The following is a 21,979-nucleotide window of genomic DNA, read 5'->3' as shown; positions in this document are numbered from 1 at the left end:
CCAGGGGAAGTTTGATGAGACGGTTGAGGTCTTCTTTAGCATCGGCGCCGCTGCTGGCAGTGTCGCTCTGCGCGGCTCTTGCGGCGACGCCCGCCTATGCCGACGAGCAGGCCGGATCGCCGCCTGCTGCAAAACCCGCCCCGTCGAGCAATGCGATGGTCAACCTCGTCCGGCTGCTGGTCGCGCAGGGTACGATCACGCGCGAGAACGGCGAGAAGCTGATCCAGGAAGCCGAGCGCGAGGCGGCCGAGGCGCGTCTGGCAGCAGCGCCTGCAGCAGCACCGGCTGCGGCGGGGAACCCGGCTGCGGTGGCCGGCGGGCAGTATGCGGTCGGCAATCTTCCCCCGCCGCCGCAGGGCACCATCCGCGTTCCCTATATTCCGCAGGTTGTGCGCGATCAGATCCGCGACGAGCTGCGCGACGAGGTGCTCAAGCAGGCCAAGGCGCAGGGCTGGTCCTCGCCGGGCAAGGCTGCGCCGGACTGGGTGCACAATCTCAACATCTACGGCGACATGCGCATCCGCTCGCAGTCGCACTTCTACAGCAAGGACAATTCGGACTTCATACCGAACTTCCAGCAGATCGTGTCGGGCGTAAACGGGCAGGATCCGGTCCCGCTCGATCTGATCAACGATCCGATCCCGCTGCTCAACACGCGGCAGAACCAGTACAACCTGCTGCGCTATCGCCTGCGCGTCGGCGTCGATTTCAACATCGGTGACAGGGTCAAGGTCGGCTTCATGCTGGGCGGCGGCAACGATGTCTCGCCGGTCAGCTCGAACGTGAACCTCGCGGGCAATTTCACCGACCGCAATTTCATGATCCACAAGGCCTTCATCCAGGCCCGGCCGACCGACTGGGCGACGATCACGGCCGGGCGTATCGGCAACCCGTTCTGGTCGAGCGAGGCGCTGTTCGACAACGACCTGAGCTTTGACGGATTTGCGGGTGACTTCCGCTGGTCGAGCCCGAATGGTCTGCTTGACGGCAAGCTTGTGCTGGGTGCGTTCCCGCTGAACTTCGGCGCGCTGAACTTCCCCAACACGTCGAACGTCAAGACCGGTGTGCCGCAGCGCTGGCTGTTCTCCGCCCAGGCCGAGACCGACTTCCATCTCGGTGGGGATGTCTTCGTCCGCTCCGCCGTCAGCTACCATCACTATATCAACATGCAGGGTCGGCCTTCGGCGCCTTGCGCGCTCTACCTCGGCGTCACCGAATGCTCGACCGACGGCACGGCGGCGGGCTTCGTGCAGAAGGGCAACACGCTCTCGTTCATCCGGCGCATCGTGTTCGATCCGACCTTGCCGGCAACCGCGGTGCAGCCGCAGCCGCAGCTGCTCGGTCTCGTCCAGCCCTACCACATCCTCGATGGGATGATCTCGGTGAAGGTGCCGATGGGCGAGAACACCGACGTCACCTTTAGCGGCGAATACATGCGCAACCTCGGCTTCAGCCGCAGCAATGCGTGCCGCTACGGGCTGGCCGGTCAGCCGGTCAACAACGGCGGATCGGGCGGCAACGGCAATATCTGCGATCCGGTCGAGGCCAACCGCACGCCTTATGTGGGCGGCAACCAGGGTTTCGACCTGCAGATCGGCGCAGGCTGGGCGCATCCCAACCGTCCGGGCCAGTGGCGGGCCTACGTGGGCTATCGCTATCTTGAAACCGACGCCGTGGTCGATGCCTTCACCAACGACTACTGGCGCCTCGGCGGGACCAACATGAAGGGTTACGTCATCGGTGGCACGGTCGGCCTCTACAAGAATGTCACCATCGGCGGGCGCTGGCTGAGCGCCAACGAGATCAGCGGCGAGCCGCTTGCCATCGATGTCCTGCAAATCGATCTGAACGTGGAGTTCTGATGCGCGCCCTGCCTGTCCTGCTCGCGGCATTTCTGGCGGCTCCGGTGGCTATGGCGCAGCCGGCGGTGCCGCCGCCACCGCCCCCTCCGCCGACTGCGCAAGCCGCGCCAGCCGGGCAGGCCGCGCCGACTGCGGCCGATATCGATTCGCTGCAGCAGCGGCTGCTCGCCTCGCAGCAGGTCATCGCGACCTTGCAGCGCGAATTGGCGGAAGCGCAAGCCAAGAGCGGCGCGCTGGAGCAGGCCCGTCTGCGCAACGGCCGGCTTGTTTCGATCACGCGGCAGCTCATCGACGCCTATGCGCGCCGCTATGGCCAGATCAAGCGCCGCGATCCGTTCCAGTTCAGTCGGCGCAAGTTCGAATTCGAGCTGCAGGCGCTGTCCGACGCCGTCTACGACAACAAGGTCGATGTTCCGCTGCGCACTCTGCCGGGCGGCACGGCGATTACCGGCGAACCCGCGGAAAAGGCTAACTGACCATGGCGTTTCGGCGATCAGGTGCGCGCGGACTGCTGGGCGGGACCAGCCTTGCCGCGATCATGCTGGGGCTTTCGGCGAGTCCGGCGCAGGCGCAGCTTGCCGCGATGCGTGCGGCGGCCGGGACGGTGGTTCCGCCGGTCGCGGTGCCGGCCGGGCAGGGTACGCCGCAGCGATCGCAGACGATGCAGGATGCGCTGGCGCGGCAGGTGCGGCTGCAATCGCGCGCGCAGGCGCTCGCGACCTATGTCACTTCGGCCAAGTCTGCCGCGCTCGCCGCGATCAGGGCCAAGCCGGTCGACGGTATTGCCGATGCCGGGCTCAATCCGATCCAGGCGGTGCGCAATGCGACGATCTATGTCGCCGCTGGCGTCGATGCCTCCACCGTCAAGGGCAACAGCGCGCCGCTGTCGGTTGCGGCGGTGAACGATCTGACCGGCCAGAATACGTGGGAAGGCGCGCTGGCGCCGGTTCAAAGCACGGGTAGCAATGGCAAGCTGACTGTCCGGATCGACCAGACGCAGCAGCGCGCGCTGCTGACCTGGCAGAACTTCGATGTCGGCGCGAACACCGAACTGGTGTTCAACCAGAAGCAGGGCGGGGTTGCCCAGAAGAGCTGGACCGTTGTCAACCGGGTCGCCAATCCGGTTGCGCCGAGCACGATCCTCGGGGCGATCAAGGCCGATGGCACGGTGCTGGTGCTCAACCGTTCGGGCGTGCTGTTCGGCCCGACGGCGCAGGTCAATCTGCATTCGCTGGTGGCCAGCAGCCTCGAGCTCGGCAATTTCGCCTCGTCCGTCACGACGGTCGGCGCGACGTCCTTCTTCAATGCGTCGACGGTCAAGGACCGCGTCACCGCCTATCTCCAGAACGGCCTGCTGGTCCAGGGTGCGCCGGGCCTCAAGGGGCAGCTGCTCTCCGCGCTGCTACCCGCGGGCAGCCGCTACGACGTCAACCAGCCGCTGCCCGTGGACGGTGGTCTCGAAGGCGATGTCCTTGTCTATCAGGGCGCCTCGATCACGTCCGACAGCGGCGGCTTCATCATTCTGGCCGCGCCGACGGTGCAGAATGCCGGTACACTTACGGCCAGCGAAGGCCAGGTCAGCCTGCAGGGCGGGCGCTTCATCGGCGCGACCACGTCCACCGGCGCCAGCGGCAGTGCCGACGAGAACGTGCGCGGCCTGATCCTGTCGAGCCAGATCCCCAACACGCCGGTGCTGCCGCAGACGCCGACGCCGGATCAGGGCGTGGTGACCAATTCCGGCCTGATCGTGTCCCGCCGCGGCTATATCTCGCTGGGCACATCGATCTATGGCCAGGTCACCAACGACGGTTTGCTGAGCGCCACGACCAGCGTCTCGCGCAATGGCAAGATCGCGCTGACCGGCGGTTCCGTCGTGCTGACGGGCAATGCCGATGCGGCCAAGGCCAGCGGCATTTCGATTCTGCCCGACGACAACGGCGAAACCATTCCGCAGGGCAGCCCGAACAGTCCGCCCGCGTTCAAGAGCTCGCAGCTCGTCATCGGCAACACGATCAATTCCTATCTCAGTGCAGACGGCAGCGGCGATACCGCGCTGCTCCCGACGCTGTTCGAGATGCAGCAGAACGCGTTCGTTCTCGCGCCCAACGCGAAAGTCGTGATCGGTCACGACCTGTCGCAAGGCGTGTTCCAGCCGAACCCGGGCATCGCCGCATCGGTGACGATCGCCGATGGCGCGATCATCGACGTCAGCGGCATGAAGGGCGTGGCGCGCAAGGTTTCGGACAATACCGTCAAGATCAGCCCCGCCAAGCAGAACGAACTGCGCGACACGCCGACGTATCGTTCGGTGCGGACCGATGGCGGCTTCACGCTGAATGGCGCGACGCTCTATGTCGATGCGCGCGCATCCGGGGTGCGATCGGACGGAGTGGCCTGGATCGGCTCGCCGCTGCTCGAAGCGGGCAGCGCCGTCAGCCAGATTGCCGTCACCGCCGCCGAACTGATGACCAAGGGCGGCAGCATCAGCATCGATGTCGGCACGGCCATCAGCGCGACTAATCTGACGGCCGCGCAGATCGACGCCTTGGCGAAGGTCAAGATCGCCAAGGGAGCGCTGTTCGATGTTTCGGGCGGCTGGACCACTTATTCTGCCGGCTATGTGCAGACCACCCAGCTGCTGACCAACGATGGCCGGGTCGTCAGCATCGATCAGGCCGATCCCAACGACGTGTTTGTCGACTTCGTCGACGGGTTCACCGCGAGCCAGACCAGGCTGGGCATTTCGGAAACCTTCCGGACCGGCGCGGTGCGGGCACAGCGCTACGAGGATGCCTACGACGAAGGGCGCGATGCCGGCGCCTTGCAGATCGGCGGGAGCCTGATCTCGTTCGATGGCACGGTGCATGGCGATGCTTTCGCCGGATCACGGCAGCTGGCCGGGGCGATCGAGCCGACCGCCAAGTCCTCGATCGCGGGTGATCCGCGCAAGCTGCAGTATTCCAAGAACCAGCTGCCTTCGGGCGGTCTGCTGCGGATCGGCTCGTTCAGCGGTTCGTCGGGGACCGGGTTCGGTCAGGATATCGTCGTCTTCCGCGGCACGAAGACGGGGCCGGCAAACCAGGCGGAGTTGCTGCTCGACGACCGCATGCTCTCGCAGGCGGGCCTTTCGGGCCTGATGCTGCAGACCAGCGGTGCGGTGACGTTCGCTTCGGCTTCGGACCAGCTGCTGACGGACAGCTCGGCGCTGACGCTCACGGGCAATTCGGCGCTCACTCTGGCCGATGGCGGCGTGCTCGAAGTCGACGCCGGGCGGGCAATCCGGTTTGGCGGCAATGTCCGCATTGCCGGCGGGACCATTGCGGCGCGGACGTACCAGCTCACCGACATCAATGCGCCCGGTCTTTCGACGGTCGGCAATCCGTTCCGCGAGGATGATGATATCGCGCTGAGCTATGCCAGCGGCGATGCCCTGCCGCTTGGCCGGTTCGACGTGACGGTGAACGGCACGCTTTCGGTCGCGGGCAAGTGGGTGAACGATTACCGCGGCGTCGCCAATCAGCAGGGCGCGGGCTGGATCAACGGCGGCTCGATCAGTCTGACGGTCGCGCCCAAGGTGTTCGTGCCGGTGGGCGGGGACATCTTCACCGCATCGGTGGCGGCCGATCTCAGTGGCAGCGTGCGGATCAAGTCCGGCGCGCTGCTCGATGTTTCTGCTGGTGCCTTCGTGTCGAGCGCGCGCGCGTTCAATCTTTCGGCGCGCGGCGGCAATGTCAGCCTGATCAACGAGACGACCTACGCCGCGGTCGCAGCCGTTCAGGACAACGCCGATCTGATCGGCAACCTGGTGCGCGGCCAGACCGTTGCATTCACGCCCAAGCCCCCGCTGCCCACGACGATCGGGGTGCTCCCTTCGCTTGTGCCGACGCAGCAGAATGCCGAAGTGAGCTTTGCGGCGGAGAACATCCGGGGCTTCGGTTTCTCCGGCGGCGGCACTTTCAAGCTGGTCTCGCCCAACATAGCCTTTGCCGGGGCGAGCGCCACTGCGGGCGAGAGCCCGGCCACCGTCGTGCCGCTCGATTTCCTGCGGCGGACCGGCTTCGGCACGCTGGACATGACGAGCTACCGCGCCCGCACGGTACGCGATCTGTTCGACAACGGCAGCAACCGGCTGTCGAGCTTCTTCGAAACCACGCGGTTTACCATCGGCGCGGGCCAGACGCTCGACCTTACGCAGGTCACATTGCCTGCCATCATCGATGCGGCCACGCAGTCGCGCCTGCTCGGCCTTGCCAGCGGCGGCGATATCGGCACCGTGCTGACGCCGACGGTGCCCGGCGACGTGTGGTATCGCAAGCCGGCCAGCCTGGTGCTGCGCGGTCTGGCCGAGCTCGATATCGAGGCGGGCGGCCGGATCATCGGCACGCCCCAGGCGTCCATCGTTGCGCCCAAGCTCTACAATGCGGGGGTGATCGATCTGCCGGGCGGCAGCATCCGTCAGATCGCGACCTTGCCGCAGGCGCTTGATCAGTTCGGTACGGGCCTGTTCGACATCACCGGCGATGCCCGCGACTTCGCGGTCGTGTTTGGTACGCCGGACGCTTCGGGCCGCTATGCCGAAAACGGCCTCAACTCCGGCGGGTTCACCAACGCCGATGGCTCGGTCAAGACCAACAACCAGCTGTTCACCCAGCCGGGGAGCGAGCGGTTCTTCTATTTCCTCGGCCGGGTGGCTGCCGATGACGGAATCGTGCTGGCGGAAGGCAGCACCACCAATCTTGCCGGCACCGCGCTGTTCGATCCGGCAGCGCCGCTGCGCGCCGATGGCACGCGCTATCGCTTCGGGCGGATGATCGGCGGCGGGAGCATCACCACCGCAGCTGCCTATCGGCCGCAGAGCGATGCATCCCAGGCGCTGTTTCCCAATCCGTCCTACGGCTTCGTCAGCTATCCCGATCCGACCAGCATCTCGCCGACACCGCCGCCGCTGCTGGCCCAGACCGCGGGGCGGCGGTTCGTGGCGAAGGCCGGTTCGCTGCTCGACATCAGCGGGGCCAGCGCGACGTTCGATATCCCGGTGCAGGACGGTGTCTACGCGCCAAGCCTGCAGTGGAGCGATGCCGGAACCGTGGCGCTGCGCGCAGGCGGCACGCTGTCCGGCGCGACGATCAAGGCAAGCGGCGGTGCCCCGTCGGCGACCGGTGGCACGCTCGAATGGCTGCTCCCCACGCTGCGCGCGGCGGACGACGGATCCGGCGCGGACAACGTGGCCTTCGCGGATGGCATCACCAAGGCCGGCTTCGACAGCCTGATCGCCTATGGTGGGCTGACGCTCGACGGGGTGTTCAACCTGACGCTGGACAAGGGCCTGCTGGTCCGTTCCGCCGCTTCGCTGGACGGGACGCCGGTCGGTCCCAATGCAGACGTCACGATTTCCGCGACGCAAGGGACGAACGCGACGATTTCCGCGCCGTACATCGCCTTTGCCAGCCGTTCCGGCGCCTTGCGCAATTCTGCCGCTGCGACCGGTAACGCCACAGTCACCTTCTCGGCCGGCGCGCTGGGGATGGACTTCTTCGGTACCACCCTGTTCGACCGCTCGATCGGCCAGACCAACCTGTTCAGCCGCGCGGATGTGCGGCTCATCGGGGTGGACGACCGGACAGACCTGACCGCTGCGCCCGCGCTGAACGGAAGCCTGACCGCCGCCGGCAACCTGACGTTCGACGCGGCGCGGGTCTATGCGACGACCGGCACCGGCAACCTGCAGCGCATCCTCGAGATTGCCGCAGGTGCATCGAACACGCGGACGCCATTGCCGTTCCAGATCTCCGCGCTCGGCAATTCGACGATCACGTTCCTCGGCAGCCATATCGACACCCGCACACCGTTGTCGGCGGGCTCTTTCCTGCAGATCAACGCCAGGAAGGTGGTGCAGAACGGTTATCTCGCCGCGCCGCTCGGCCGCATCGCGTTCGGCACGGCCGACAATCCGGTCGAAGCGATCAGCTTTGGCGCGGGCAGCGTTACGCAGGTCTCGGGCGCCGGCCTCAATGTGCCCTATGGCACGACCACGGACCTCTCGCAGTACTTCTTCACGCCGGGCTCGGCTTCGCCGCTGACGCAGCTGCCCAGCGGGAACCTGCGGGTGAATGCCGACGAGATCGATTTCACGGAAGGCGCCAAAGTCCTTGGCAGCGGCGGCGGCGACGTGTTCGCCTACGAATTCGTGTCAGGCACGGGCGGCTCGCGCGATGTGCTGAGCCGGTTCAACACCGATGTCTTCAGCAGCAACGGGTACGATCCCGCTACCGGACAGGGCTACCAGTACGCCGACCGGCGGCAGGTCTATGCGCTGGTGCCGAGTGAAGTCGCGGCCAAGATAGCATTGTACGATCCGGTCTATGCGGCGGACTACGGCATCGGCAGCCCGAGCGAACTCTACGGCACCAGCGCCGGCCTTGCGGTGACGCTGGATGGCGGCGGCGGCATTGCGGCGGGCCAGTATGTGCTGATGCCGGCGCACTACGCGCTGCTTCCGGGCGCATACCGGATTGTCGAGAATGTCGGCGCGGTCGCGCCGGCCAGCGGCAGCGCGCAGACCCTGCTTGACGGCAGCATCGTGCTCGGCGGTGTCTATTCGACGGCGGGTACGGGCTTCGTCTCCTCGCAGCGGCGTTCGTTCACGGTGCAATCGCAGGCGAGCTTCCTGCGCTATTCGTCGATCCGGACGACGGGCGGCACCACCACCATCCGCGATGCCGCGGTCAGCAGCGGCCGCATTGTTCCGCGTCTGCCGCTCGATGCGGCGCGGGTCGTGCTGGATCCGCTCAAGGCGCTGAATGTGGCGGGTACGTTCGACCTCGCACCGGCCAAGGGCGGCCGGGGGTCGACAGTCGATATTCTCGGCAGTTCGATCGTTATCGGCAGCCCGGAGGGAGCGCCTTCGGACCGGCTGTTCCTGACCAACAGCACGATCGCCAATCTCAACGCCAACAGCCTGATGATCGGCGGCGAGCGGATCGAGAACACCGATGGCACGACCCGGCTCGGCATCACCGCCAGCCGCATTCTCGTGACATCCGGGGCCGAGATCAAGGTGCCGGAACTGATCCTCGCGGTCGCCGGTGCGGGCTCGGCCCTCAACATCAGGGACGGTGCGTCGATCACGGCAACCGGAACCCTCGCGGACGACCGCACGGGCAATTACCAGATCACCTCGAGTTCGGCCGCCGTGCCGGGCGAGCCGTTCGATCAGTCCGGAATCGGTTCCGTGCTGCGCGTTTCCAATGGAGCGCAGCGCACGGTTGCGCGGCTGGGGGCGGTCGCGGCGGGCAATGCCGGACGCAGTTCGCAGCTGAACGTGGGCAAGGCCGCGCTTGTCGGCAACAGCCTGCTGCTCGACACCAATTTCCGCTTCACGGTCGACGATGCGGCGCAGCTGACGGCGCCGCTGATCGGAATCAGTGCGTCCAACATCGCATTCGGCCCCGGCGGGACCATCAGCGCCGCGCTCGAAAGCCAGCTGGCGCAGGCTTCCGAACTGATCCTGAGCTCGAGCGGGGCGATCGTCTTCGGTGCCAACACCGCCCACACCTTCAAGGGCCTGACGATCGATGCGGCCGGGATCGCGCTCTCCAACCGGACAGCTGGAACCGACACGCTGACGATCAATGCCGCCGATACGCGGATCTCCAACAGCCGGCTCGGCCTCGCCAGCAACAGCTGCGCGCTGACCGGGCTGCTGGCCTGCGGGACGACCGGCAATGTGCTCAACCTCAACGCGGCATCGCTGACGCTGGGCTCCGGAAACTTCAACACGTTCAGCTTCGACGGCGGGGTCAATCTTGCCGCCAGCAAGGGCACTTACATCACCGGCAGCGGCGGCCTCAGGGCCAATGGCGCGGCGCTCACGCTGCAGACGCCGTTCGTGATCGACCGTGCATCCGTGATCGATCTCAACAGCAATACCGGCGCGGCCAGCGACCAGATCACGCCGAAGGGCAACTACACCATCCCGGTCACGCCCGATTACCGGTTCGTGACCACCGGAACGGTGACCGTGACCGCAGCGGGAACGGTGAGCAGCACGCCGACCGGGCTGCGGGCGCCCGGCGCACGGATCAGCTTCGGATCGAGTGCCGCACCTGTCGCCGCAGTGACCATCGACGGAACCGCGCTGACCGCCACCGCCGGGGTGATCGATATCCAGTCCACCGGGTCGGTGACGCTGGCCGGCGCTGCCTCGCTGGCGACGCCCGGCTTCTCGCGCAGCTTCGGAGATACGCAGAGCACGACGACGATCTCGGCCGGGGCCGGGACGATCAACGTGGTCTCGCTCGCCGGCAATATCGTCCTGCCGTCGACGAGCACGCTCTCTGTCGACAACGGCATCGGCAATGCCGGGCGGCTCAACCTGCTGGCAGGGCGCGGATCGATTGTCTTCGACGCCGTGCTGAATCCGCTGGCGAGCGGCGCGCGGACAGCATCGCTGGCGCTTGATGCGGGAACGTCGGCCTTCGATCTTGACCGCTTTGTCAGCGTCTATGGCCAGAAGTTCCAGGGCGATCTTGCGGTCCGTTCGGGCGCGGGCAATCTGGTGCTCGGCTCTGGCCGGACGCTCCGCGCGGCCAGCGCCAGCCTTACGGCCGATGGCGGCTCGATCATCATCGGCGGCAAGATCGATACTTCGGGCGTTTCGGCAACGGGCCTGACGCCCAGCCAGCTTGCGGCGGCGCGGATCAGTGGCGGCGACGTATCGCTATGGGGCCGCGACGGCGTCACCTTGCAGACCGGCTCGCTGATCGACACGCATACCACCGGCTATGCCGATACCGATCTGCGTCAGGCCAGCGCCGGGGATGTCCGCATCGGCATCGGCAATACCGGCGGGGCGATTGCCATCGAAGCCGGCGCGACCATCGATCTCGGCGCGCGCCGCACTCAGGCCGCGCTGGCGGCGAACACGACCGCCAACCGGCTGGTGAGGACGACCGTCAAGGACCCGCTCACGCTGGTCAACAAGGACGTGTTCGAGTTCGTGGCCGCCGACAAGGGCGGCACGCTCTCGCTGCGCGCGCCGATCATCGGCAGCGGCATGGACGAGATCGACGTGCGGCTGAAGGGAACGGTCGTCGGTGCAGGCGCGCAGCAGATCGAAGCCTACCGCCGCTACGATCTCGACCAGCTGGCCGGCCTCTACGACGGGGTTTCGCTGTCGGGCAACGGCGCGATCCATTTCCTCGATTTCACCCCGACCGGATCGAACATTTTCAGCGACGTGTTTGTCGATGACCTGACCGGCGTCCAATCGGTCCCCTACTTCGTTCAGAACTTTGCCGTCCGCGCCGCCGATGGCAGCAATCTGGCCGGGATGCGGCTGCGTCCGGGAGTCGATCTGGTCTCGAGCCGTTCGATCACCACGCTTTCGGCATGGAACCTTGCGGCTGGAACGCTGGACGAAGCGGGCGCCCGCGCGGCCGGGCTGATCGTCGATCTGCCCGAACTGGGTCGGCGCGTGACCGATGCGCAGCCCTACTTTGCGCTGAAGCCGGGATCGGAAAGCCGCATTCTGTCGGACTATGTCTCGTTCCTCTACCGCGTCGGCGCAAAGGCCAGCGGCGAGGCGGCCGTGGTCAATTTCAATGCCGCCGGCAATCTTACCATCACCCGCTCGATCAGCGACGGCTTCTTCAATTTCGGCGACAAGTCCGACAGCAACTATGTCAGCTATCAGCTCGGCGGCGGCGACCGGACGTTCAATCTCGGGCTGTTCACCAGCTGCGGCACCGCGTTCGATTGCCGCGATGTGGCAAGCTACTCGGCGGTCGACAGCGGCACGGTGACGGCGAGCGCGGCCAACACGCTGACGATCAATATCTCGCGTTTCCTGACCGGCAACCAGGTCGGCGCGAAGAACGTTCTGGCACCGTACAATCCGGACGCGAATTCGGCGATTGCGCTGGGCAACAACACCGATGCGGTGACCGGCGACATCGGCGGGGATACGCTGGGCTTTGCCCAGCTCTTCCCAAGACTGACCGACGGCAACGTCATCCGTTCGAGCGACTTGCGGCTCGTCGCCGGTGCTGCCCCCTCGGTCAATCCGCTGCAGGTCGATCGCGCGAATGTCCGAAACCTGACGGTCGAGGGCGAGACCAGCTATCTGCTGACGGCGACGCAAGGGTTCGCCTTCCTCGGCGATTCGATCGACCTCAAGCTGTCGGTGGCCGGGGTCACCAGTGCAGCGCTGCCGGCCTACTCGTTCGCCGATCTGTTGCGGACCACCGATACCAGCGCCAATGTCAATGCGCTCGACGAGGATTCCTACACCTCGATCACCTGGGGTACGCTGGAGATCGGTCAGGCGCAGGACTTCCGCGTGGCGTCGCAGGCGTTCTTCCAGCCCGGCCGGGTCCGGTTCCAGACCAACGCGCGGGGCCTCGTCACAGGGGTTTCAGCACCGCTTCGCGACATGCTGGCGTTCCTCGATTCGATCACGCCGGACTTCCTTGCCAAGCAGCGCAGCGGCACGGCGATCGGATATCCGGTCGGCCGGCCGACCGCGCCGAGGCCGATCAACTTCGGCGACCGCGGGGCCTATGCGCGCACGGTCGTCCGCACGGGCGACGGTGCCATCGCGGTGGCGGCATCGGGCAACATCGATCTGCGCAACGGCGAGACCGCGACCTATCGCAACGAGAACGGCAGGACGGTTTCGTCCGGCGTGGGCGCGCAGGTGGGCGGCACGGCCATCTACACCGCCGGTGTGCGGGTTGCTCCCACCGCAGTTTCGGCAAGAGTGGTCGATACGGGGGCGATCGCGTCGATCACCCCGGACAGCATCTACATCAAGACGCCCGATCAGGATGTCACGTTCCTGCCTTCGCCCAAGGGCCTCGACGATCAGGCAGCCGTGCTGGCCGATCAGGGCGGATCGCTCTCGGTGTTTGCGGGCGGTTCGGTGCTCGGCCGGCGGGATGAATGGTCGGAGCAGTTCCTGGGCACCGGAGCGAATGCACCGGGCAACATCGTCACCAGCTTCAGCAGGACGGCTATCGGTGATGCGGCGCAGCGCTGGCGCCCGGGCCAGGTCGGGCAGGACACCGAGATCGCGATTGCGCCCAAATACTTCACCACCGGCCTCGGCGCGCTCGCGGGCGGTGACGTGAACCTTGCCGTCGGCGGATCGGTCAACGACCTCACCATCGCGCTCGACGCTGCGGTGACGACGACCAAGAATACCGGCGGGATCGGCGATGTCATGCTGACGCTTGGCCATGGCGACCTCAACGCGACGATTGGCGGCAACATCGGCGGCGGGCAGATCGATATTGCCGCAGGCCAGGGCCGGATCAATGTGGCCGGGAGCGTGGTGGGCTTCGGCCGCGAACCCCGCTCGTCGACCGGGGATACCACGCAATACCTGCGCGTGCGGCTCGCCGCCGCCAATGTGGCGCTCTCCGCGCAAGGCTCGATCGCCATGGCGGGCGTTTCCGCATTGGGCGCGGCACGCAGCGGCGAGAGCCTGGATCGCTACAACGAGGCCGGCTTCTTCGCGCCTTCCGCCTCGTTCAGCGCGATCGCGACGGGCTCGCTGCGCTATGTCAACAACCGCTTCGAACAGACGGTTCCGTTCCAGGTCGGTGCCGGCGGCGCCGGCATCTTCGGCGGGTCGGTGCTGCCCCCCTCGCTGACACTCGGTGCGCTGACCAACACACTGGTGGCGCCGAGCGTGCCCTTGCTGCTCTATCCTTCGAAGACCGGGAACCTGCAGCTGTTCAGCGCGGGCGACATTTCCTCGCTCGTCATCGGGATGAGCGACAGCGACCGGTCGCTTCTGCCCGGCGCGTTCTCTGCCGCGAGAATCAGCCTGAACTCGATCAACGCCACCGGCGGCGGTATCGTCGCGGCGCCTGTCGGGCTCGGCTTCGGCATCCCCGGTATCCAGCAAACCACCAGCGAATACCTGCTGCGGCTCTATCACAACGAGAATCTGACCCACGCCGGCGATACCGATCCGGTGCGGATCTTTGCCGGCCGGGATATCAGCCGGTCGCTGATCAACCTGCCGAAGGCGGCGCAGATCACCGCCGGCCGGGATATCGTCAATCTCATCTTCACCGGCCAGAATGCCAATGTGCAGGATACCACGCTGATCAGCGCCGGCCGCGATATCACCTCCACCACCGGCACTTCGTCGATCGACAACCTGCCCTACATCGAAGGCAACAACTTCGTGCTGGGCGGGAGGGGCAATCTGGTTGTCCAGGCCGGGCGTGACATCGGTCCGTTCATCAACTCGGCGGTCGTCAACAACGTGAGCTATGCAGGCGGCATCCAGACCGTCGGCAATTTCTTCAATCCCTGGCTCACGGATGGCGGCGCCAATCTGGCCGTGCTGTTCGGCGTGGCCGGCGGCATCGACTATACCGGGCTGCGCGAGACCTATCTCAATCCGGCAAACGCCGCCAATCTCGACCGGGCACTCTTCGTGCTGAATACGGACAATCTGGGCATCCGCCGCCCGGACCGGACGAAGCCGATCTATGCGCCGATCCTCGCGCAGTGGCTCCGGACCAACGACCCGGCCAGCTTCACGGCCATCTTCGGGACGACCGAGTTTCCGGATACGACGGCGGGCCGCCAAGCCCTGGCCAACGCGGCCTATCCGCAGGCAGCCAAGCTCTACGATGCGTTCACGCAGCTCGATCCGCTGCTGCAGAACCAGTTCCTGCGCTCGGAAGTCCTGTTCAACGAGCTGCAGCAACCGGCCATTCCGGACAGTCCTTCCTATCTGCAGTATTACCGCGGTTACCGCGCGATCCAGACGCTGTTCCCGGTCAGCAAGGGCTACACCGACAACCTTGCCATCTATACGACCGATCCGGCGACGGTCTCGGCCGACAGTCCGCAGGGGGTTCCGACACGCAACCTGGTGGACGGCCAGCCCCAGAAGGCCGACCAGAAGTTCACCGGCAATGCCGACTTGCGCCTTGCCACGCTGCAGACGCTGAACGGCGGCGATCTGGCGATCCTTGGTCCGGGCGGCAATTTCATCGCCGGCTCGGTCGTGCGAACCTCGGAGCAAGCGGCCTCGCGCGTCACGCGGTTCGGCGTCGATGACGGTGCCAGCCTAGCCTATGGGCAGCTGAGCAGCCAGAACGCGAACCGGATCAGCGCGATCCCGATCGGCTTCGAAGGCGTGCTCACGCTGAACGGCGGTTCGATCAGTTCGTTCACCGACGGCAACTTCCTCGTCAACCAGAGCCGCGTGTTCTCGCAGGCCGGCGGCGACATCACGATGTGGTCATCGAACGGAGACCTCAACGCGGGCCAGGGTCCGCGCAGCGCTTCGAACTTCCCGCCGGTGACCGTGCGCTTCAATCTCGACGGCTACAGCCAGGTCGACAGCGCGGGGAGCGTCTCGGGCGCGGGTATCGGTGCGTTCCAGCGCCGTCCGACCGATCCGGCCTCGTCGATCATCCTGCTCGCCCCGGTGGGCGAGGTGGACGCGGGCGATGCCGGCGTGCGGGCAACCGGCAACGTGCTGGTGGCGGCAGCGCGCGTCGCCAACTCCGAAGGCTTCAGCGCCGGCGGGTCGATCTCGGGTGTTCCCAGCCTGGCGGCGACGCCGGCAGCGGTGGTTCCCACTTCGGCGGCTTCGGCGGTGACATCGCAAAGCAACAGCTCGAGCAGCGGCCCCGACACGTCGAATCGCCGCTCGATCATCACGGTCGACGTGATCGGCTTTGCCGGCAACGCCGCACCGTGCGAGCCCGGCTCGACCGATCCCAATTGCAAGCCCTGAAGCTTCTTCCGGCCGGTTCGGGCACCAAGCCGCCCCGAACCGGTCGGAGCACGCACCGGCTACCCGAACAGGGGGTGGGAGAGAGCGCGAGAAAAGCGGGAATGGCCCGTGCCGGCTGGTGACCCCTACGGGAATCGAACCCGTGTTTCAGCCGTGAGAGTGTGACAAAAACGGACATTTTGGGGCTATGACAGCATCCGCAATCGTCCAGATAAATCCATATTTATCATTATGTTGCATTCGGCATGGTCCACATTTATCCTCTAGCTCACGCACATGCTTATTTGACGTATATTTGATGACTTTTAGGGAGCCGACCATGTCGCGAACGATCAACGATGCTCCTTTGACAACTCGCGAAGCACGCCGCCGGCTTGAAATAGGAGTCCACTGGCGGAGCGTCGATGCGGACATTCACGTTGGCTACCGCAAAAGCAAGAGGGGGGGCGTCTGGCTCGTTCGCTGGAGGAATGGTCAGGGATATCGACAGGCAACAATCGGAACTGCTGACGATGCGATCACTACCGGTACCCTCGATTATCGCTCGGCAGTCAAGGCAGCTCTCTTTCACGTCATGGCAGCCCGGACTGAGGCGAAGGCAGCTGCCGATGGCCCACCTCTTACAGTTCGTTCCGCAATCGAATCCTACATTGAAACGCGAGATGCACGCGAAAGGCGTCGCACTGGCCGCAACATTCGATCAGATGCATCGCGCCGACTAGAGAAGTTTGTTCTCGGTCGCCCAGCCCGTGGCAAGCGTGCGGCAGCAGACGCGTCCGCCCTTGCCGAAATTCCGCTCCATAAGGTGACTGAAGACGATCTTCGTTCGTGGAGATCTAGCTTGCCATCCCATTTCAAGCCTGCGGGAATCCAGCGACTCGTGAGCGATCTCAAGGCCGCTCTGAATAGCTGCGCGGAACGACATTTTTCGCGCCTCCCAGGAGGGTTGCTTAGCACGATCAAGCGTGGATTGCGTATGGCTGGACATGAACACGACGACGATGATGAAGTGGCTGTGGCGCGCGAGAATCAGATACTGTCAGACGAACAGGTAACGAGCTTGATAGCCGCGGCGCTCGAGATCGACCAGGAACAAGGCTGGGATGGTGACTTGTACCGCCTTCTTCTGGTCATGGCTGCGACGGGCGCTCGTTTTTCACAGGTTGCACGCCTCAGAGTCATGGATGTGCAGACGGGTGCCCGCCGCATAATGATGCCGCCTAGCAGGAAAGGCCGTGGAGGTAAGGCAAGCCTCATATCCGTTCCAGTTGGGCGCGATGTTCTCGATGCTTTAGCACCGGTCCTTCTCGGTAGGGAGAAGAGTGCGCATCTGTTCGAGCGCTGGCGATACAAGCAACAGCCCGGCACAATTCGGTGGGAAAAATCGTCTCGCGGTCCGTGGCAGACCCCGAGTGAAATCGTTCGGCCATGGGGTGAAATTCGGGTGAAGGCAGGACTTCCCGATGTTATTCCCTATGCGCTCCGCCATTCGTCCATCGTCAGGGGCATACGTGCCAACCTTCCGACACGGTTGGTCGCCGCAATACATGATACAAGTATCGCGATGATCGAGCGTCACTATGCAAGATATATCGCCGACGGTTTGGATACACTTGCTGCTCGAGCAGTCATTCCATTGGCGGCCTGAAACGGAATTTCGCTACCCGAGGCCAATGATGCGGCGAAGGCTGTGGATCGCTAGAGGTCATTCTCAATCGGCTGGAAGCGATTTCATGCTTCGCCATTCCTCGTGATGGCAGAGTAATTGGCACTGTAACAAGATTCCATGGCAAGCATGCAGCATCATCGCTTCCTTTCGCCGCAGGAGCCTCTGGGTCATACTCTCCGCTGAGCTGGGCCAATCCAATCGGCATGGAGGCGCTCGTCTGCCGTCATCGTCCCGTCAATGATCACTTGCTGATCGATCAATGCCACGACCTCGTCTTCCGTCTCGATGGCGAAGATCTCGCCATTTGAGGTGGTAAGGAGAAGGCCTCGCGCAGTCCTCGCAAGCAATCCGGACAAGCGCACTCTCTTGCCACTCAATGCGATATTCTCCTCATGGATGCCAACTGCGCATGACGTCGCGCACATAGCCGGGCGTTTCGCCGTTGATTGGTATTCCGCCAGCCCGTTCGACGGCGCCAGGGCCGGCGTTGTAGGCAGCGACGGCAAGGTGGACCAAGCCGAACCGATCAAGCATCTGGCGCAGATAGCGTGCTGCGCCAAGGATGTTCGTGCCGGGATCGTAGCGATTTGTGATGCCGAGTGCTCTTGCGGTACCGGGCATCAGTTGCCCCAATCCGGCAGCACCCGCTGTGCTGACCGCAAGGGGGTTGTATCGCGATTCAGTCCACACCAGCGCATCGAGTAGCCCGGTTGGCAAGGAATAGCGGGCTTCAGCGGCTAAAACCTGAGGCAGGTAGATCGTCCTGCGCCAACTCCTTTGGCCCCTGGCATCCATTCCCATAGTCTGTTTTGGCGATTTCTCGCTCCGCTGATCGAAGGCCGCAATCCGATGTGTTTTTTCGCTGACAGACCGTGGCCAGATGCCATGTTCGTAGAGCACAAAGCCATCCTGACGCAGAAAAGTCCCAGTTCCTTGCACCTGCGGGCCGTCAGGGCGAGCATTCGCCTGCATTGTCTGCGCCTCTGCAAAACCGCTGCTCAGCGCGAACAGCGAAAGGGCTGCGGACAGATACCAGCATTTTGCCATGACAAATTCTCGTTTTGCCGAATCAGAAAACAGAACATATAAAGAACATGTCGCGCTTCAAAGCGCTTCGTAAAGGGCGCAGAGTGGAGGCTGCGCGGGCGGTGGCATCCATGATGGAGATGCCCGATGTCGAATGCCCTTGTTGAAGATCGCCTCGAAACCCGTGCCCGCCAGATCGTTGCCGATCTTGAGGGTTCCTGGTCACGTTCGCGCGGCATGTGCCGCTGTCCAGCGCATGAAGATCGCACACCCTCGCTCAGCGTAACGCTCGGTTCACGGGCGATCCTGTTCCATTGCTTTGCCGGCTGTACCAACGCCGCAGTCATGGCGGCGCTCGCCCAGCGAGGGGTGAGGTCCTCGACCTTGTTCGATGGACGGACCGAGCCGGTCAGGACCGCTATCCCGGAAGCGATGCCGAGCGAACATATCCAGCGGCTTTGGCGGGAAGCGACGTGCCTCGTTGACAGCCCGGCTGAGCGCTATCTCGCGGGCCGCGCCATCCATGCGGGCTCACCGGATCTGCGGTATCACCCGCGCACGCCGTTAGGGCCGAAGGGCTCGGTGAGGTTCCACCCGTCGCTCCTCGGCGCGGTGCGCACCGATCTCGGCGTCATTGCGCTTCATCGCACGTTTCTTGAGTTTGAGACTTTCCGCGTTGCCCGCTTTGATGGGCCTAAGCGCGCGCTTGGTGCTCTTGGCCGCGGCGCGGTGCGACTTCACGGACCGCGCGGTGGCAAGCTCGGGCTCGCCGAGGGGATCGAGACAGCCCTTTCTGCAAAGGAGCTGTTTGGCATTCCCTGCTGGGCGACGCTCGGAACCGAGCGCTTCGGGCTGGTTGCGATCCCGGAGAGCGTGAGTGAACTGCACCTGTTCATCGATCACGATGCGGCTGGCGATCTGGCTGAACGCAGAGCGCGCGCGGCTTATGAGCGGGAAGGGCGCGTGATCGTGACGCATCGTCCCGAACAACCGGGAGCCGACTTCAACGACGTCCTCAGCGCCCGGCAGCAGATCGAGGCCTGATCCGAATAAGAGAGGGGAGGGGGCTTTGAGCTTCTTGAGACCCGCATGGCGCGGGTGTCGTCAGGAGGTTTCGATGTCCACTCTCCCTGTTCTTGCCTTGCCCCTTTCAGGCCAGCCTGCCGTCCTTCTGGCAGCACAGGCGCTCGCCGACCGACTCGATCGCGGCGACGCGATTTCGCGATCCGTCCTCAATGCCGAACTGGCCGCACATTTCGGCGGCAGCGACGCGGCGGGCCGCTGGTCGGTGCGCGACGCCCACGCAGCTCTCGAACTTGCGCAGGTCCTTTGGCTTCGGTCGAGGTCCGATCTCGATATCCGATCAACGCCGGGCAAGGCCGCTCGGCACTTCGATCAACTGGAAGTTCTGGTTCCCCGCCAGACCGTCCGCAGCGAAGAGCAGGTCGAACTCCAGCAATTCGCAACACCGCCGCGCCTTGCCTGGCTGGCGGCGAGGGCTTGTGTACCTGCAAGCGGCGAACTCCTTCTCGAACCGTCCGCCGGAACTGGCATGCTTGCCGTCTGGGCGGACAAGGCTGGCGCGCGGCTCGCGCTCAACGAGATCTCCGGGCTGCGCTGCGACTGCCTTACTCGTCTGTTCCCCGCAGCCAGCGTTTCCAGCCACGATGGTGAGCTCATCGACGAGCTTCTTGCAGGGGCAATCCGTCTGCAGGCCGTCCTGATGAACCCACCCTACTCCTGGAGCGCGGAACGTGGCCGCGATGGCCGGACCGCGGCGCGGCATCTGCGCTCGGCCTGGAACCGGCTTGCCCCTGGCGGACGGCTTGCCGCCATCCTTCCCGAGTGGTTCGATCTGCCAGGCTTCCTGGCCCGGTCGGCCAAGCCTGCAGCCATCCGCCTTGATCTCATCATCGAGCGCGGGTTCGTTACGCATGGTACCTCCATCACGACCAGGCTGCTGGTGATCGACAAGCTCGATGTGACGAGCGAGCCAGTCACCGGCCGTGCGTCGGATTTCCATGAGCTCTGTGCGCTCGTCGATGCAGTAGCCGCTCGCTCCTCGCCGCCAAGCCTCACAGCGACGCTGCCCCGGCCGCTCAAGGTTATCCCGCTCCTTCGGCCCTCGGCACGGCCGATGCCACTCGCGGCAAATCCAGGATCGCGCTCTGCGGCAACTGCGCCGGTTGCGTTCTCCGCGCTCGAAGTCCCGGCGGTGACGCCAGAGCAGGTCGGCCACTATCTGCCCTACCGCCCGAGCCGGATCGCGATTCCGGGTGCAGCTAATCATCCGACACCGCTTGTGGAATCGGTCGCTATGGGATCGATCAGCGCGCCGGTTCCCGCCGCCGTCCCAAAGCTGCCCGGGCACCTGATCGCCGAGGGTCTCCTGTCGGCTGCACAGATCGAGACCCTCATCTACGCAGTCAGTGCCCATGCGCGCGACCTGCAAGGGCACTTCATGCCCGAGGACAAGGGCTGCATTCTGGTGCCGAGCGCCGAGGGCAAGGCCTATCGCATGGGTTACTTCCTCGGTGACGGCACCGGTGCCGGCAAAGGCCGCCAGGTTGCGAGCGTCATTCTCGACCGCTGGGTGCAAGGCGAGCGCCGGCATATCTGGTTCTCCAAGAACGAGGCTCTGCTTGAGGACGCGCGCCGCGATTGGGCCGCGCTCGGTGGTCTCCCTATCGACATCCAGCCCCTGGCGACCTGGAAGCTGGGCTCCCCGGTCACGATGCAGGAAGGTATCCTTTTCGTGACCTATCCGACGCTCCGTTCGGGCCGCGCTGATGCGAGCCGGCTCGATCAGATCCTCGCCTGGGCAAGAGAGGATTTCGACGGCGTCATCGTCTTCGATGAAGCGCATGCCATGGCCAATGCCGCCGGCGGCGAAGGCTCGCGCGGCAAGGTGAAAGGGTCGGAGCAGGGCGTGGCCGGCGTGCGGCTCCAGAACCTGCTGCCGCGCGCCAGGGTACTCTATGCTTCCGCAACCGGAGCGTCAGACGTCAACAATCTCGCCTATGCCACCCGCCTCGGTCTCTGGGGTCCTGAGACGGCCTTTGCGACCCGCGAGGAGTTCGTCACCGACATTCGCGCTGGCGGTATCGCGGCGACGGAACTTGTCGCCCGTGACCTGAAGGCGCTGGGGCTCTACACCGCGCGAGCGTTGTCGTTCGCTGGCGTCGAGTACGAGATCCTCGAACACGCTCTCAGCGCCGACCAGATCGCGGTCTACGACGCCTATGCCGATGCCTGGGCGATCATCCACGCCAATCTGCGCGATGCCCTTGAGGCAACGCGGATTGTCGATGCCGATACCGGCGGCACGCTCAACAGCGGCGCCAAGTCTGCCGCGCTCTCGGTCTTCGAAGGCACCAAGCAGCGCTTCTTCGCGCAGCTGCTCCTCTCGATGAAGCTGCCAAGCCTGTTGCCTGCCATCGATACCGCGGTCGCCGTGGGCAATGCCGTGGTGGTCCAGCTCGTCTCGACGGCGGAAGCCATGCTCGACCGCCGGCTTGCCGACTTGTCTGACGAGGAACGCGAAGCCCTCGAGATCGATCTCAGCCCGCGTGAGTATGTCTAATGTTGAGCTCAACATTAGGGTCAGGACTCATTGATCAGAGCCAGAAGCAGAACGTTGCGGCGATGGTGATG

The 21,979-nt window shown here is 65.0% G+C and carries 8 protein-coding genes; 6 read left to right on the top strand and 2 right to left on the bottom strand.

The window, feature by feature from the left end; genetic code table 11:
* Window positions 1–59 precede the first annotated feature (59 nt).
* The 4 genes from IP83_RS03490 to IP83_RS19480 all read left to right on the top strand — a co-directional run bounded on the left by IP83_RS03490 (window position 60) and on the right by IP83_RS19480 (window position 17,278).
* Window positions 60–1,862 (top strand): putative porin, encoded by a 1,803-nt coding sequence (locus IP83_RS03490; protein ID WP_054120825.1) that lies wholly within the window; start codon window positions 60–62, stop codon window positions 1,860–1,862.
* A complete protein-coding gene (locus tag IP83_RS03485; protein WP_054120824.1) occupies window positions 1,862–2,338 on the top strand; it encodes a hypothetical protein in 477 nt (158 codons plus the stop codon). Before IP83_RS03490 ends, IP83_RS03485 begins: the two co-directional genes overlap by 1 nt.
* 2 nt (window positions 2,339–2,340) lie before the next feature.
* On the top strand, window positions 2,341–15,630 hold the full coding sequence (locus tag IP83_RS03480) for a filamentous haemagglutinin family protein (RefSeq protein WP_054120823.1): 13,290 nt from the start codon (window positions 2,341–2,343) through the stop codon (window positions 15,628–15,630).
* A gap of 319 nt (window positions 15,631–15,949) precedes the next feature.
* Window positions 15,950–17,278 carry a tyrosine-type recombinase/integrase gene (locus IP83_RS19480; protein WP_082364461.1) on the top strand — a complete coding sequence of 443 codons (1,329 nt, stop codon included), beginning with the start codon at window positions 15,950–15,952 and terminating at the stop codon, window positions 17,276–17,278.
* 188 nt (window positions 17,279–17,466) lie between these two features.
* Here IP83_RS19480 and IP83_RS21095 read toward each other — a convergent pair whose 3' ends face one another.
* Window positions 17,467–17,724, bottom strand: coding sequence for a DUF5818 domain-containing protein (locus tag IP83_RS21095; protein WP_369816986.1), 258 nt, complete (start codon window positions 17,722–17,724; stop codon window positions 17,467–17,469).
* The gene (locus IP83_RS20805) at window positions 17,690–18,346 is read right to left on the bottom strand and encodes a lytic transglycosylase domain-containing protein (protein ID WP_082364450.1); all 657 of its coding nucleotides are present in this window, start codon (window positions 18,344–18,346) and stop codon (window positions 17,690–17,692) included. Before IP83_RS20805 ends, IP83_RS21095 begins: the two co-directional genes overlap by 35 nt.
* 324 nt (window positions 18,347–18,670) lie before the next feature.
* Between IP83_RS20805 and IP83_RS03465 the strand changes: the two genes are divergently transcribed.
* On the top strand, window positions 18,671–19,369 hold the full coding sequence (locus IP83_RS03465; protein WP_369816985.1) for a toprim domain-containing protein: 699 nt from the start codon (window positions 18,671–18,673) through the stop codon (window positions 19,367–19,369).
* Between the two features lie 73 nt (window positions 19,370–19,442).
* On the top strand, window positions 19,443–21,908 hold the full coding sequence (locus tag IP83_RS03460; RefSeq protein WP_054120819.1) for a strawberry notch-like NTP hydrolase domain-containing protein: 2,466 nt from the start codon (window positions 19,443–19,445) through the stop codon (window positions 21,906–21,908).
* Window positions 21,909–21,979: the final 71 nt, after the last annotated feature.

The sequence above is a fragment of the Novosphingobium sp. AAP93 genome (assembly GCF_001296055.1).
GTDB lineage: Bacteria > Pseudomonadota > Alphaproteobacteria > Sphingomonadales > Sphingomonadaceae > Novosphingobium.
The sequence above is the reverse complement of the archived record's forward strand: the minus strand, read 5'-3'. Positions and strand labels throughout refer to the sequence as shown.